This is a genomic window from Mesorhizobium sp. L48C026A00, from assembly GCF_000502375.1.
In the GTDB taxonomy this organism is placed as follows: Bacteria; Pseudomonadota; Alphaproteobacteria; order Rhizobiales; family Rhizobiaceae; genus Mesorhizobium; species Mesorhizobium muleiense.
Genome location: NZ_AYWU01000021.1, coordinates 23,259 through 38,512 on the forward strand (window position 1 = coordinate 23,259; position 15,254 = coordinate 38,512).

Annotated in this window: 11 protein-coding genes and 1 pseudogene; 3 read left to right on the plus strand and 9 right to left on the minus strand. The window is 59.8% G+C overall.

Going from position 1 to position 15,254, the window contains the following annotated elements; all coding sequences use genetic code 11:
- Positions 1-19: 19 nt before the first annotated feature.
- The 4 genes from X738_RS69870 to X738_RS69885 form a co-directional block, all read right to left on the minus strand.
- Positions 20-988 (minus strand): formylglycine-generating enzyme family protein, encoded by a 969-nt coding sequence (locus X738_RS69870; protein WP_031255964.1) that lies wholly within the window; start codon positions 986-988, stop codon positions 20-22.
- A gap of 17 nt (positions 989-1,005) precedes the next feature.
- Positions 1,006-2,013 carry an HAD family hydrolase gene (locus X738_RS69875; RefSeq protein WP_023801811.1) on the minus strand — a complete coding sequence of 336 codons (1,008 nt, stop codon included), beginning with the start codon at positions 2,011-2,013 and terminating at the stop codon, positions 1,006-1,008.
- 53 nt (positions 2,014-2,066) lie between these two features.
- Positions 2,067-2,654 (minus strand): hypothetical protein, encoded by a 588-nt coding sequence (locus tag X738_RS69880; RefSeq protein WP_023801812.1) that lies wholly within the window; start codon positions 2,652-2,654, stop codon positions 2,067-2,069.
- A 71-nt stretch (positions 2,655-2,725) separates the two neighbouring features.
- Entirely contained in the window at positions 2,726-4,459 is a 1,734-nt protein-coding gene (locus tag X738_RS69885) for an arylsulfatase (protein WP_023801813.1), read from the minus strand.
- Positions 4,460-5,094: 635 nt separating this feature from the next.
- On the opposite strand from X738_RS69885, the pseudogene X738_RS87450 reads away from it, so the two are divergent.
- Positions 5,095-5,360 (plus strand): annotated as a pseudogene (locus tag X738_RS87450) (hypothetical protein); the annotation flags it as partial.
- A 145-nt stretch (positions 5,361-5,505) separates the two neighbouring features.
- Entirely contained in the window at positions 5,506-7,581 is a 2,076-nt protein-coding gene (locus tag X738_RS69890) for a mechanosensitive ion channel family protein (RefSeq protein WP_023801815.1), read from the plus strand.
- Positions 7,582-7,734: 153 nt separating this feature from the next.
- Here the strand turns inward: X738_RS69890 and X738_RS69895 are convergent, their stop codons facing one another.
- From X738_RS69895 to X738_RS69915, 5 genes are all read right to left on the minus strand, one after another.
- Positions 7,735-7,935, minus strand: coding sequence for a HupE/UreJ family protein (locus X738_RS69895; RefSeq protein ID WP_023801816.1), 201 nt, complete (start codon positions 7,933-7,935; stop codon positions 7,735-7,737).
- A 35-nt stretch (positions 7,936-7,970) separates the two neighbouring features.
- A complete protein-coding gene (locus X738_RS69900) occupies positions 7,971-9,527 on the minus strand; it encodes a DUF1254 domain-containing protein (RefSeq protein WP_023801817.1) in 1,557 nt (518 codons plus the stop codon).
- An 812-nt stretch (positions 9,528-10,339) separates the two neighbouring features.
- On the minus strand, positions 10,340-11,626 hold the full coding sequence (locus X738_RS69905) for an alpha/beta hydrolase (RefSeq protein ID WP_051407906.1): 1,287 nt from the start codon (positions 11,624-11,626) through the stop codon (positions 10,340-10,342).
- Complete coding sequence (locus X738_RS69910; RefSeq protein ID WP_156942661.1) at positions 11,623-12,207, minus strand: hypothetical protein; 585 nt, start codon at positions 12,205-12,207, stop codon at positions 11,623-11,625. Before X738_RS69910 ends, X738_RS69905 begins: the two co-directional genes overlap by 4 nt.
- A 449-nt stretch (positions 12,208-12,656) precedes the next feature.
- Positions 12,657-12,968, minus strand: a complete 312-nt coding sequence (locus X738_RS69915; protein WP_051407907.1) for a hypothetical protein — start codon at positions 12,966-12,968, stop codon at positions 12,657-12,659.
- Positions 12,969-13,330: 362 nt separating this feature from the next.
- Here X738_RS69915 and X738_RS69920 point away from each other — a divergent pair, with 362 nt between their 5' ends.
- On the plus strand, positions 13,331-15,049 hold the full coding sequence (locus X738_RS69920) for a hypothetical protein (protein WP_023801821.1): 1,719 nt from the start codon (positions 13,331-13,333) through the stop codon (positions 15,047-15,049).
- The last annotated feature ends 205 nt before the right edge of the window (positions 15,050-15,254 follow it).

Below are 15,254 nucleotides of genomic sequence, written 5' to 3' on the forward strand. Positions count from 1 at the left end.
GCGTTTTTGGCAGTGTTTGTCACGTTCTGCGTGCAATGCAGCGGAAACCTAAATGGCACGTCGACGTGTCGACGGGCTGCGCCATCCGCGCGGCCGGGCGGTAGCGCCGGCAATAGTTGGGCGCGCAAAGATGCGATCCGCCTTTCATCACCTTGCGCGGGATTCTGATCTGCGGCTGCCGTGGATCGAGGCTGTCGTCCCGTTTGGCACCGCGGGGGTTGTCAACCGTGCAGCACGGGCTGTCGATCTTGCCGTGTTCCTGGTACCAGTCCGTGGTCCACTGCCAGACATTGCCAGCCATGTCGTAGAGGCCGTAGCCATTGGCGGCAAAGGAGGCGACGGGTGACGTCCCCTCGTAGCCGTCCTCGCAGAGATTCCGCCACGGGAATTCGCCCTGCCAGGTGTTGGCCATGTGTCGTCCATCGGGCGTCATTTCATCGCCCCAGACAAATTCGGCCGCGTCGAGCCCGCCACGCGCCGCGAATTCCCACTCGGCCTCGGTGGGCAATTCCTTGCCCGCCCACGATGCGTAGGCTTCGGCATCCTCAAAGTTCACATGCACGACCGGATGGTCGGCCAGCCGCTTGATCGAACTCGCCGGCCCGCGCGGATGGCGCCAATTGGCGCCGCGCACGTAGACCCACCAATTGTAGTGATCGCGAAGATCGACACGCTGTTTGGCCTTGCTGAACACCACGGACGATGGTGCCAGCATGTCCGGCTTCGCTCCGGGATAATCGTCGGGATTTACGGGACGTTCGGCCGAGGTGACGTAACCAGTTGCGTCGACGAAGCGAGCAAACTCGCGGTTGGTGACGGTGCAGACGTCCATCCAGAAGCCGCCCACTGCCACCCTATGCGCCGGGGCCTCTTCGGGATAGTGCTTGTCCGATCCCATGAGGAATGTGCCGCCGGGAATCCAGACCATGTTCAGGAATGGCTCTTCGACCTGTGTAGATTGAGCCTGGCGTTCCACAACTTGACGCATCGTCTTGCTCCGAATCCTTACTTCTCGAAGGCGAACACCCGGTTCCAATCCTTCTTCATATCGACAACCGTCCAACCAGAATCGGCTGCAGCGTCGAGGCCCTTGTCGAGGTGGCCGATGTGCGACTGGCGGTCGTAGGCCCATTCGCGCTCCGCGTCGGTGTGGTGCACGTAAAGGCAAAAGTGCGGGCCAGGTCCCGAACATGTCCATTGCAGCATCTGCAAGTCGCCGTCCGAATTGCCAAACGCCGCGATTGGCCGGCGACCGATGTGCTGGTGGATGCCGACAGGCTTGCCCGCCTTGTCGTCAATGAAGTTGATTTCCGGCAATCGCATGAGCACCGGCGTTCCGTCGCGCATCTCGAACTTGGTCTTGCCACTGCTGCCGATGACCTGCTCGGGCGGTATACCATAGACCTTCTCCGTCCATGGACGCATGAAATCGATGCCGCCGCCTGAGACGATGAAAGTCTTGAAACCATTGGCGCGAAGATAGGCCAACAGCTCCAGCATCGGCTGGTAGACCATCTCGGTGTAGAGCCGGCCGGTCTTCGGGTGTTTGGCGGTGGCAATCCAGTCGCGAACGATCTGGTCGAATTCCACCGTTGTCATACCTGAGTGCGTGGTCATGACGATCTCCACGATCGCCGGCTCGCCGCCTGAGAGTGCAGCTTTCACGTCGCCCTTGAGCAACGAGGCAAAGGGCTCCTTGTCCTTCCATTCCGGATGCTGCGGCGCCATTGCCTTGACCCGATCGAGTGCGAACAGGAGCTGAAAGTACATGGGCTGCTCAGCCCACAGCGTGCCGTCGTTGTCGAAGACGGTGACGCGCTCTGCTTCGGGCACGAAGTCTGCCGCGCCTTCCGCAGTTACACGTTCGACGAAGGCGACGATGGCCTGCTTGGCCTGGACATCGTTCCAGGAAGGTAACTGATCGGCGCCCTGCGCAGTGGCAGAGCTTGCGATCCCCAATAACAGGAGGATGGACAACAGGTAGCGCTTCGCGGCGCAAGCAAGATTGGTCATGGCTTGATGTCTCCTCTGGTCAGCGCCCTCGAAAGCGCCATCATCAAACAGCGTTACCGGGAAAGGTGATCGCTCGGGTTCGTTTGGCCTGGCTCTTTCGCGGCAGCTGCCAGACCGGCTGACTGAGGTCCGTCGAACAGCAGCGTCCAAAGCCTGCCTTCCCCAAGTGCAACGTCGACTTCCCTGGACGCCAGGTAGGGGATCAATATCAGCAGCATGATCAGGCTTGTCGCGAGCGTCTGCGGCAGCTTGTCTCCTCCGAACTCAGCGAGGGAGGCAGCGATCGTTCGCCCGTGAATCAAACCGACGACGACTTCCTCAACGACCGAGAGGACGAGAAGCAGGATCAGGTATAACAGGGCCTTGTAGGCTATGACGTAGACCATCCTGCTTCGACGCCGGTCGCCCAATCGGATCATGTGCCCGAGCATTATGAACTTCGCCAGGATCAGTGCCTTGATGGCCGCCAGCCCTGATGGCAGATAGCTGATGCCCTCCTCGCCAAGGATCGCTGCCTTGTAGAGAATGAGCGCACCAAAGCAGACGAATAGATACAAGGACAGGAGCGCGTACTCGCGCAATTCGTTCTTTGCCCTCTGAGCAATGGTCTCGGTCGAAGGATTGTTGTTTGCGACTGCCATTGACCTGCTTCCGCGTTGGCCTGGAGGCCGCGCCTGCCGATAGTGCGAGCGCGGCCCATTAGAGCGAAGACTCAGTTTCTGCCACCCTCCTGCAGTTTCGCCAGGACCTGGTCGAGTGCGAAGCTGCCGGGCCTCTGCCGAGGCGGGAACTCGACATAGGTCTGCAGGTGTTTGGCGACATAAGCCTGCGCCGGCACGAGCGCGAAGGCGTGCTCGACACGCCATCTGGCGTATTCCCCGGCATCCGTCTGCGCCCGTTCGAACGGGTCACCCTTGATGTCGAAGAGCTTCGGGAACCGCAGCGGAATCAGCGGGTTCTCCCACACGGCCAGCCCCTCCTCGCGCTGCTCGAGGAAGACCATCTTCCAACGTTCGTAACGCAAGCCGGCGAGATTGCCGTCNGTTGCCGAAGCCCTGGATATGGCCAGCCCCTCCTCGCGCTGCTCGAGGAAGACCATCTTCCAACGTTCGTAACGCAAGCCGGCGAGATTGCCGTCATCGGTCCAGTAGAAGTATTCGTGGCGCTTGCCTTCGCCTTCGCCGGCTAACACGTCGCGTTGGTTGTAGCCGTCCAGATGCACCTTGAACGTCTTGCCAGCAGCTTCGTATCCGTTCAACAGCTTGGCCGTCACGTCTGGTTCGCCTGCGGCTGCGACCAGCGTCGGCACGAAATCTTCGTGTGACGTTATGTGATTGATTTCGGTTCCGGGCTTGATGACGCCCGGCCAGCGCATCATGCACGGCACGCGGTAGCCACCTTCCCAGTTTGTGTTCTTCTCGCCTTTGAAGGGCGTGGTGCCGCCGTCCGGCCACGAGAAAACCTCCGCGCCGTTGTCGGTCGTCCAAAGGACGATGGTGTTGTCGGCGATGCCGAGGTCATCGAGCTTGCCCAGAAGCTGGCCAACCATGCCGTCCATCTCCACCATGGCGTCCGCATAGATGCCCAAGCCGGTCTTGCCCTTCGAAGCCTCCTTGAGAAACGTGTAGATGTGGGTCCGGGTCGAATTGAACCAGCAGAAGAACGGCTTCCCGTCGGCGTTCGAGCGGTCGATGAAGTTGAGCGCGCTGCCGAGGAACTCTTCGTCTACAGTTTCCATGCGCTTCTTCGTCAGCGGACCGGTGTCCTCGATCTCCTGTTTACCCACCCGCCCGAACCGCGGATCCTCGGTAGGATCGTCGGTTGCACCGGCCTTGCATTTCATCACGCCGCGTGGACCGAACTTGGCCTTGAACTCGGGGTTCTTCGGGTAGTCGGGATGCTCAGGCTCGTCCTCGGCATTGAGGTGATAGAGATTGCCGAAAAACTCATCGAAGCCGTGAACGGTGGGCAGATGCTCGTTGCGGTCGCCGAGATGGTTCTTGCCGAATTGCCCGGTAACATAGCCCTGCGGCTTGAGCAGTTCCGCAAGTGTCGGGNCCTTCTCCGACAGCCCTTCCTTGGCACCCGGCAGGCCTACCTTCAGCAGGCCGGTGCGGAAGCAGGATTGGCCGGTAATGAATGCGGCGCGCCCGGCTGTGCAGGACTGCTGGGCGTAGTGGTCGGTGAAGATCGCGCCCTCTTTGGCGATCCGATCGATGTTCGGCGTGCGATAGCCCATCATGCCCCGGTTGTAGGCGCTGAGGTTCCAATAACCGACGTCATCGCCGAAAATGACGAGGATGTTGGGTTTTGCACCGGCTGCTTGAGCTTTCGCGCTCGTGGCTATTCCGGATGCGACAGCTGAAATGGCGAGCACAGATCCTCCGGTCAGCAAAATGTCGCGCCGGTTCGGTTGTCGGTCTGGATTCGCCTGCTTGTCACTCATCTGACGTCCTCCTTTGATTGTACCGCTTTTCCAAAATGAGCCGGGTTTTCGGTTCCTTGGCGAGAAAAACATGCTCCGCGTTCTGTCGACGAGACGAAACTCGTGGCAGGACGCTTCAACCATGCCTTCGACAAAGTCGTCCTTCGTGAGGTTTGCCTATTGCCGCTCGGGGCGGAAGGTAATTAACGGTAACCTACGGACGGAATCCGCTCGGTTGCATCGAAAGCGGGCTATCCAGGATACGGCTAGCTCGATGGGACAAATGGCAGTAGGGAGATCCAATTCCCGGCGCCGATATACCGCGCAATGGCCTTGGGTCGGATCGGGAAGACATTGCGGGTTCTTTGAGGACCGCTGCTACAAGCGTGTCAATCCTCGGCCATCGGCGGATACAGCTTCACCAAGCAACAGTCCGACTGCGTAACTTACATACCGATACTGGCACCATCAAAAAGACTATGCGCATTCTAGCGCATAAGGGATGGCGCTATGGCAGCAAACGGCAAAACTCCTGGCAGGGAGCAGTGATATTCGGCGGCAAGCGACGCCTGCCAAATGCCGAATTTGCGATCCGCAAATGAGGCATTCCGCGACAGTAGGGTGTGGACGGTCGACACCGACGTCTCCTTCAGTGAAGCGACGGCGCAGCCTGGGTGGATGCCACGGCCGGTCGTCGCGGAAACTATTCGGTCAGGCCCGAGGTCTATTCTGGCCGGTGGGGCTCGTCGGCGCCGGCGAAGCCGACATTGACTGGATGTCGCCGTGGCGATCGGCTATCGTTTCAGCGATCGCGTCTCATCGGTCATCGGGTACCGGGCGTTGGGCGTCGACTACAGCAACGACGACGGTTTCCTCGATGTCGCAGCAAGGTCCGATTCTGGGACTCGTTGTCCGGTTTTAGTGGCACAAGGAGTCTGATGGATTTTGACTTCGCCCTTAGCTTGCAGCCACTCTGCCCGGAGACGTAGCATGCAGCCAGAACAGTTGCCCATAAAAGGGCGAGGAGCCAATATGTGCAGCTGCGGCATTCAAAACTCGAGGCACTCATGAATTACAAGCTACGGCTCGGGTTCTTGCCAGTTATCGTCGTGCTCTTGCTAGCGCTCTTGCAGGGAACTTCGCTAGCTCAACAGCCCTCCCCAGACCTTCCGCCCGAAAAGGCAAAGCAGTTCCTCGAGCTTTTGTCCGATCCGCAACTAAAGGCGTGGCTCGAGGGAAAGATTCCAGCGGCCACGGACGAGCCCGGCCTGTCCATTTCCGAGGACATCTTGAGCTTGGAGGCGGGTATTCGTGCCCGTATCGGTGCGCTCGGCGCCGCGATCCCGCGCCTGCCGGAAGAACTGTCGCGCGCCGCCAAAATTGTCTCGCGTGACGTGAACTCCGGCAGGCCAGGGCTGGTCATGGGCATCCTGGCGGTCTTGATCGCGGTCGGTTTCGGAGCCGAGTGGGCGGTGCGACGAGCGCTCGCCAGGACGAGGAGCGCGGTTGCTCAGGAAGACGCCGGACAAGCGATCCTCTTCGAGACTGTCGCCCTGCTGACTTTTGCGCTCGCCAGCGCCGGTTCGTTCTTGGCACTCGGATGGCCACCCCTGCTCCGCAGGATCATTCTGACCCTGCTTCTTGCGTTCATAGCGTTCCGTATCGTTCGCGCGGCAGCCCGATTGCTGTTTGCGTTCGGCGGTGCGACGAGCGCTCCCTCGGACAGGCCGACTCCGCTTTTCGAAAGCGAAGCTTCGACCCGTTTCTGGCGGTGGCGAGTCAGCCTTGTGGCCGGGTTCCTGTTGTTCGGCTGGGCGATTGCCAGCCTCATGCCTGGCCTGGGCTTCTCTCCCGAGGCTGCAGAGCTCGCCGCCTTCCTGTTCGGGCTTGGCATTCTGGCAACCGCAATCGACGTTGTCTGGCACCGGCCCGACGTGCGAGGTTCTCTGGTCAAGCAATCGTTTCTTACCTTGTTCCTGATCGTGCTCTGGGGGGCTTGGGTCGCCGGCCTGCTCGGCGTCCTGTGGCTTGGGATTTTCGCCCTGGTGCTGCCGACAGCCTTGCGCGGGGTCGGCGCCGCGGCACAGGCCTTCGCCGGCAGGTCGAAGCGCAGCGGCGCGATGGGCGTCGTATTCAACGTGCTCATTGTCAGGGGCGCCAGGGCGGCGGTCATTGCCGCGGCGGTCGCATGGCTCGCCTATATCTGGCGGCTCAGGGCCGCAACTTTCGCCGGCAGCGAGACCGGCGGCTTCCTGATAGCCGGGCTGCTCAACGGCATCATCATTTTGCTCATCGCCGACATGCTTTGGCAACTGTCGAAGGCATTGATCGAATATCGGATGAACCTCGAGCCGACGGATGGGAGCAGCGCCGATGAACTGGCTCGCAGCGGCCGGCTTCGCACGCTGTTGCCGATTTTTCGCAACGCCCTTGCCGTGTTCATAGTCGCCGTCACCATTCTGACCGTCCTCGCTGGGCTCGGCGTGCAGATTGCGCCGCTGATTGCGGGTGCCGGAATTTTCGGCGTCGCCATCGGCTTCGGCTCGCAGACCCTGGTCAAAGATGTGCTGAGCGGCGTCTTCTACATGATGGACGACGCCTTCCGGGTCGGTGAATACATCCAGAGCGGCAGCTACAAAGGCACGGTCGAATCCTTCAGCCTGCGTTCGGTGCGTCTGCGGCATCATCGCGGCCCCGTCTACACCGTCCCATTCGGTGAGCTCGGGGCGGTCCAGAACATGAGCAGGGATTGGGTGCTCGACAAGATGATGATCAACGTTACCTACGATTCCGACGTGGATCTGGCGCGCAAGCTCATCAAGAAGATCGGCCAGGAACTGGCAGCCGATCCTGAATTTGCGACCGACACGATCGAACCGCTCAAAATGCAGGGCATCGACAGTTTCGGGGACTATGCGATCGTTCTGAGGATGAAGTTGATGACGAAGCCCGGGACCCAATTCGGCATCAAGCGGCGCGCACTCATGATGATCAAGGCGGCATTCGCGGAAAACGGTATCAAGATCGCGGTTCCCACCGTTCACGTCGAGGGTGGCGGGGAGACTGCGGCGGCTGCTCATCAGGCAACCCAAACCCTGAAAAAGAGCAAGGCCCCCTTGGAGGCGGTGAGGGACACGCCATAGAGCTGCGCGGTCTGTCCACGTCATCCGAACTCGGCCTGGACCTTTCTGAGAAAGGCATGAAGCGGGGCGAGCATCCACCCACGGGTCAGAGCCTTCCTGCGGATCGGATCGCTGCTCGGATTTCATTGTACCCATGCGGTCGCTCCACGCCCGCTACATGAACATTGAATCAAAGCGGTCAATGCTCCAGAACGCTGCGATCGTCCCGATGACATAGGCTGAGGCGACAACCGCCTGCCGCGGCAATTCATAAACGCGCTGGACTAGATGGATGGCGACCAGCACGACGGCAATATATATCAGCTGGCCAAGTTCGACGCCGACGTTGAATGAGAAGAGCGCCAGCGGGACCATGGGATCCGCGCCCCATGGCCAACCGTATCCACTTGTCACGGGACGAGTTCGATCTCGCCCGGCTTCCAGGTCTTGTCGAACCATGGCTGCAGCGGACCATAGAGGCGAAGAAGAACGTTCCAGCCCTTGCCGGGAACTGTCTGGATCCAGTTGGCCTCATGGCCTTCCGGCGCCGTCGGGCCGAACCAGACATCGACCGAGGAGTCCGCGTTGATCACAATGTCTTTCTTGTCGCTGCCGATGCTAGGGAATTGCTGGTCCGTCTGCAGCATCGAACGCGTCTGATTGTCATACAAGACGAACGACCAGAAATTCTTTGCCGGAATGTTTGGCGGCAGATGCACCTTATAGGTCTTGCCGCCATCGAACGGCTTGCCGTCCTTGTCGGTCGTGGCGCCTGCATACTGCGAACCGATGCCGACGCGCTTTATCGCCATGGCCGGCGTGATGCCCGTCGCATAGTAGTGGAACAGGACACGGGCATCCAGATAGCGCACGCCGGGCTGCAGAAGAAACTCGTAGCTGCCGCCGACAAAACCGGTGAACCAGGCACTGTCCGGGTAGTAGTAGGCATCCTTCATGCGGGTCTTGAAGGTGATGGTGCGCGCCGTCGCGTTGCCGACGGCTACGGCTTCGGTGAGGATCTTTTTCATCCGCTCGTCCGGCGCGAAGGGTTTGCCTTTTACGATGCCGATGGCGGCGAGTTGTCCCAACACTTCCGGGTGATAGGACTCCTCCGGCTCGTATTGGACGATGTCGTTCACTTCCTCGTAGAAATGAAAATCATTGGCATGGATGGTGTTGAACTCCTTGCCGGAGGAATTGATGATCTTCATCGGCGGCGGGTTGTCAGCTTCCGAAAGAGGATAAACCTTGGCGAATTTCCTGGTGTTTTCGACAGCAGTGGCGGTACTGCCGTTCTCGAGGAAGCCGCGCCAGAAGAACAGGTTTCCGTAGGTTGACGTCTTAAACACGAAATAGCCTTCGGGTATCTCGCCTTGGTAACCCGGCGGCAAAAGCAGGTATTTTCCGCCCTTGCCCTTGTCCGGTCCGGCATTGCCGACATCGCCGACATATTGGAACCAATGGTTGTCGATCATGCCCAGGATATTGGGCGGTGTCTCGATGACCAGCGGGCCAGCCTTGGTGTCCAGCCACATGAGATTGTAGATGCTTTCGGTGTTGGCCGTCAGGAACAGCGAATGCGAGTCGGCCAGGTTTTCGAACACCAGGATGGTCTGGTTGTTGTCGGCTCCCTGGCTGGCAAATCCAACCCGCATAGCTTCGACGGATGCACCAGGCATGGCGTTGAGAAAAGCATCGACGCCGCGCATGAAATCGAGATTGTCGTAGATCTTCTCCGAAGTGGCGTCATCCGGGAAGCCATCGAAAAAATTCAGTTTGCCAATCCTGGTGTCCACACTTTCCGGCGTGACGATGGAATCCGGTATCGGCGTCGTCATTTTCATCTTCGGCGCTTCGGCGGAAGCGGTGCTCATGCCGATCAGTACCGCCGCGGCGGTGGCGCAAAGCAGTCTCGTCGTGCGTGCAGCGGTCGCAGTAGAGCCGGCCAATTTCAGGTAGTGTTTCATGGCTTTTCATCCTTCACAGCGGTTCAGGCCGCGGGGCGGCCGGTCTTCTCATTTTTTCGGAACAGAAGCGTCCGGTCCATCAACCGACGGATCGGGAACCGACGCGCTGCGCTGAAAATGCTTTTCTTGCCTTTTGGCCGATACTCGCTGGCATTGCGCCACGTTATTCAAAGCAACTTAGGCTCGGCATTCGTGCCGTGCCAGCCGCAGTATGTAAATTACGTGGACCAACCCGTAATTGACGAAAAACGAGGCGCGGGCGGTCGAAAACCTCAACACGCGAGGGTACGGTGATCCGGGCGGATGCCTCTGCAGTAAGGAAGTTCAATCCCCTGCGCGGAAAGACTGTCGTGCCCAAGTCCACCGGATCGCGGACGGCATACCGGTGGGCCTCGTTCCCAAGGCCAGCGCTGGAGCACGCGTTTGCCTTGGATGGTCGGGCGATTTCCTAACTATGCGACTGCCTGGGCCCTGCTGGCTCAAATCACCATCGACGAAGTCCGATTCACGCTTTCCGGCTGCCTCCGCCTCGTCGTCGGCGGTCGGTCGTGCCCTGGCCATCGCCCGGCACGCGGTGGAGTTGGATCCCCGCAAATGTGTGCGCTCTGCACGCCGAAATGTCCGCTCTTTTATCAGCAAGGAATTCAGGGCGAGAGCCGTCGCGACAGCTGCGCGGCCAGAGCCTGCGGAGGGCTGGCAAGATGTTTCGGTGCAACGCGGGATAACGTCAGCCTTCGCTGAGATGATGCTGCCCGCCATCTCCGTCTGAGATGACGACCCGGCGGCGAGTTCTCGCGCAGGCCAACCGAGGGCTACTTCTTGCAATCTTTTGTGGCGGAGCCAACGCATTCCTTGCCAGCACTCGATTTCCGGCTGGTCTGGGACCCTGTCAAGGCGCCGATGTGATTGCCCAAATTTTCTCTGCTGTTTTGATCGACCGCTGCAACAGGTGCCGCAATCACCAACCCTGCCGCGCTGCCCGCCGCTGCCGCCACACCCGTCGTTGCATGGATGATGGTGTCGCCCAGGCCTATCCTGTTGTCGGTCAACGTCTGGCCGCCGGCCATACGCGCCCCGATCAGTTGCACGATCTGCGGTGACGAGGCGAACTTTCCGTGATGCAAACGATCTCCGGATTTGATTTTCGTCAGATCGATGACGGTTATGTTGTTGTTCGCGAGTTCTTCCTTGTATGGAGCTTGTTCTGGATCAATCGATCCGAGCCGAGGGATATCGCCCCAGACCCGTCGCGAAACTTTGAGCGCGCGATCGTCCTGCGAGACAAAGAGGGTGAACTGCGGGTGCTGTTTGCCCATGTCCGCAATCTGAGTGCGAAACACATCGACGTCGACGTCTGGCGCGGCCAGCATGACGTTCTTGAACTTTTTCGGAAGGCCGCCATTGCGGATGGCCATCTGGCGCAAGCCTTCCAGCGCAAGCCAGTTGCCCATCGAATGGGCGAGGATCGAAACTTCCTTTATCTGGGGATCGCGTGCAAGGTATTGGAACAGCAGTTCAAGCGCATTTCGCGTGTAGTTGGTGCTTTCACGATCGTAGCCATACGCCAGCGCACTGCCTCGGGAGGGCCAGGTGACCAGGATCGGGACGCTCTGCGTGTCCGTGTCCTTTGCGATCTGCGCAAAGCGATAGACCGCGTCTTCAAAGCGATTGTTGAATCCGTGAATAAAGACGAGGGCACTGTGATCCGGGCTCTTCCTGACAGAGGCGCTAAGCCACGCCTTCGCTGTCTCGAGCGTCAATTCCTGGGCCTGCACGACGGCGAAATCGGTCGCCGGGTTTGACGGCAGCTTCTTGGGCCATGCGACCTCTCCAACCTTGCGGACCGATGCCGGAGGGATCGACACCGTAATCTCCGCGAACGAGGGAGCCAGTCCGCGCTCGCCCGTAAACATTTGTGCCGGATTGGAGGAACGACTGCGTGTCGTTGTGACCAGCATCTCCACCTTGCTGGAGGAAGGCGAGGTATCGGCCACGGGCAGCAGCACATTCGTCGGACGGGACGCGCAGCCCAACAGCAGGCCAGCCAACGCCGACGCCAACAAGACGTCGCTGATACGCCTGACTTTGGACAGGCTCATCCGTCGTCCTCGTAGTCTGCGGCAAGGTAGCGATAGCCCGCTTCCAGCGTGACCCAATCACTGTACCGGTATTGAAGCGTGCCCTGCACTTGCCAATCGATGTCGGCGCCAAGGCCGAAGCCACCGACATCCGCCTCGCCATGGAGCCCGAAACCGTTGCCGAGAGCAATATCGCCGGCCACGCCAATAATGGGGTCGACCCAGGTCTTGCTGCCGCTGGCCTCTCTTACGGCGAGAGGGCCAGTAACGGTCAGATCCGCATCGAGGTGCCAAAGCCGTCCGCCGGCCAGAACGTCCAGGGTCGCGGTGCCATTGTCGACGACCCGATAGGAGCCGCCGAAGGTCCACACCACCGTATTCACGTTCGCTTCGGCCGAAAAAAGAGCCAACGGGCCGCGCGACGTGCCATCGGCCTCGAGTCCCAGGTAGATGAAGTCGGTGAAAAGAGCGTAGCGGCCATTGCGCGCCTCCCCGGCAAGCATGACCGGCGGGGGAGACCAATCGATGTGGTCGAAAATCTGGCCGAAATCGACGTCGATATCCACAGGCGACAGGCCCCTGACTCCGACCCTGCCCTTCATGCCTGCCATCCAGAAATAGGGTTCTGCGGTGAAGGTCCAGGCCGGCGCGGCTTCAGCAGGCACGGGTGCGGCTTCAGGAAGTTGCGTCGCAGCGTCAGCAGCGATCGCTGGCACCGCAAACAGCGCTGCCGCTGTTCCCACCGAAGCCAACACGAGAGCTCGGATGATTCCCATATCGAAGTCCCCTCCAGTTCCGTCCTTTACTTCACGTCCGACGGATCGTCTTGCACCCGCAGTGACAACATATCTCTATTCGCGCCGCTCAGCTAATGGATATCGGTTTCCGATCGTCTTTCATGTCGACAGGGGTTCATTTATTGCTGTCACGGACGGACAGTGCCGGGCCTACTTCGGGAACAGCAGGCTGATTCCCGTGCGGAATCCGAAGCTGTCGGGGCTTACCGCCCAACACCGCACGCAGGTCGATTGCCATCCAAGCCAGCCTCCGCTTAGTTCTGGCGTGGCGGCCAAGGAATGACATGCGGTTTCCGGGCGGCATCCGCGTGCAGCACGGCTCCGACTTCCCCAATCAACCGATCCACCAGTTCCTGCCATTCGGCTCGTCTGGCCTCGCGGGATGCCGGCGGGACCTTGTCGATCCTTGAGAGTGCGAGTTCCGCTTCAGCAAGTTCCTCGCACATATCCTGAAAGCCCTCACTTCGGTCCACCAGCCGATGGATCGACAACTCAAATTGCGGGAACCGACGCACCGCCGCCGAGACCGCTCTTATTTTATCAGCCGGTTCGTCGTCCATCCTCATGACGCAGATTCGTGTTTCCCTGGACCACCGTAACCTATCGCATGGAGGCGGCTGCGGAATGTAAGTTACGTGGGCAACAGGGTAATTTCTGAACATCCCGTAGCGAGTTCGATCGGCGCCAAGCCCTATAAAATCGCAAATTCAAATTGCGCTGCCGGCGAGGCCGCCCAACTCTTTGATCCGTCGTCATCCGCCGGCGCATTGCGAGAACCGTCGCCTTCGTCCCAGCGTTATCTGTTCAGACTACTGGGAGTATTGCAAGAACAGGCTCGCGGTTATAAATTACGCAGCGAGGGTAGCCGGCGAAAAATGAAATATAACTGGGAGTGGTCACCCCCAGAACGTCAGGTGAGGGAACCAAGGTGATCCGGGCCGAACCAGCCATAGGGAGGGAGCATGGGCTCGCCCCAGAGGATTGTCGTGCCCAGCTTGCCCGGATACTCAACAGCGCGGACTTCGATGCAACCGGTCGCGAGCGCCGCTTCCTCAGCCATGTGGTGGAGGAGACGATGGCGGGTCGCGGTGATCGGATCAAGGCCTATTCGATCGCAGTCGAAGTGTTCGGCCGTGACATGTCCTTCGACCCGCAGACGGATCCGATTGTCCGCATCGAGGCTGGCCACCTCCGGCGCGGGCTCGAACGATACTACCTGACTGCCGGACACGACGATCCTATTCTCATCACGATCCCGAAAGGCGGTTACGTTCCAACGTTCTCGGTGCGATCGCCCCTCGAGACCATCGAGCCGGCCTTGCCGGTCAACCGAGCAGAGAAAGTCGCGCCCCCTGCTCGCTGGATGAAGGCATCATGGCTGACGGTGGCTCTTGCGGCAATCATCGCGGCACTGGCTGTTCTGGCATTGGGATTGGCGAGGAGCGACGTTCGCCCGACTTCGCCTGAGATCCCGCGACTGCTGGTCGAGACGTTTGACGACCTTTCAGGAACGGAAGCCTCCAAGGCCATCGCGAGTGGATTGAGGCAGGAAGTCGTGAGCCAGCTTTCCAAATTCAAGGATATCGTGGTCGTGGAGTCGGCCGCAAAGGGGGAGGATCCATCGATCTCGCCGGCACGATTTGTCCTGGCCGGAAGCGTGAACCTGTCGACCGATGCCTTCCGGCTTCGGGTCCGGCTGCTCAACCGGGCGGACAACTCGGTTCTGTGGGCAGAAAGCTATGATGGCGGGCTGAAAGTGGCGCAGCTTGTGGAAGTCCAGACGGACATCGCGCGTAATGTGTCATCGAGCCTGGCCCAGGCATATGGCGTCATCTTCCAGGCAGACGCCAATCTCCACGTCGTCAATCCGCCCGACGATTGGGCCGCCTACTCTTGCACGCTTTCTTTTTACGCATATCGGGTCGGTGTCGATGCAGAAAGCCGGTCATCGGTACGCGCGTGCCTTGAGAAGGCGGTGGACCGCTTTCCGACCTACGCCACCGCTTGGGGTCTTCTCTCGCTGATCTACATAGATGACTACCGATTCGAGTTTTCAGCCAACCCCGCTGAGTCCGCCGCTGCGCTCGATCGCGCCTTGGCGGCGGCAAGGCGATCTGTGGGGCTTGATCCTGTCAACATCCGGGGACGCCAGGCGGAAATGGTTGCGCTCTATTTCCACAAGGAGATCGATGCCGCATTGAAAGTGGGCAAGCAGACTTTGACCATCAACCCGAACGACACCGAGTTTATGGGTGAATATGGAGAGCGCCTGGCGGTTTCTGGAAATTGGCATGACGGATGCCAGTTGATAGCGGAGGCGCGTCAGAAGAACCCAGGGCCAGGCTACTATGACGTGGATCTGGCCCTTTGCTCGTATTTCAGCGGGGATTATCCTCAGGCAGCTATGTGGATCAACAAATCGCCATTTCCGTCGAATCCGATCTATCATTTGCTTGCCGCTGCCGTTTTCGGTGAGGGAGGCTACAAAATCGCGGCTGATCGCGAGGTCGCATGGCTGAACCAAAATCAACCTGATTTGGTGAAGAACATGCGCCAGGTGGTTTCGGCGCGGTTGGCCCGTCCGCAAGATGTCGAGTTGTTCCTCGGCTCGCTAAGGAAAGCGGGCCTTGGCGTCGCAGACGACTAAGAGGTCAGCGGCGCCCGCCCCTCACCTGCCCTGCGTCGAAGCCGGCATCAAAATCAACGAGATCTGGATGGACGGAAGTGTTCGTTCGAATGATGCTATTGCGTTGTCTTGAGCGCAGATTTGGCTCAGCCAGCACAGCGCCTCCTCTTAAGCCCGCTGGTCTTGGCCCGGCGGCCTGCTGACAGTCCCCCAGTAGAGCTGCCGG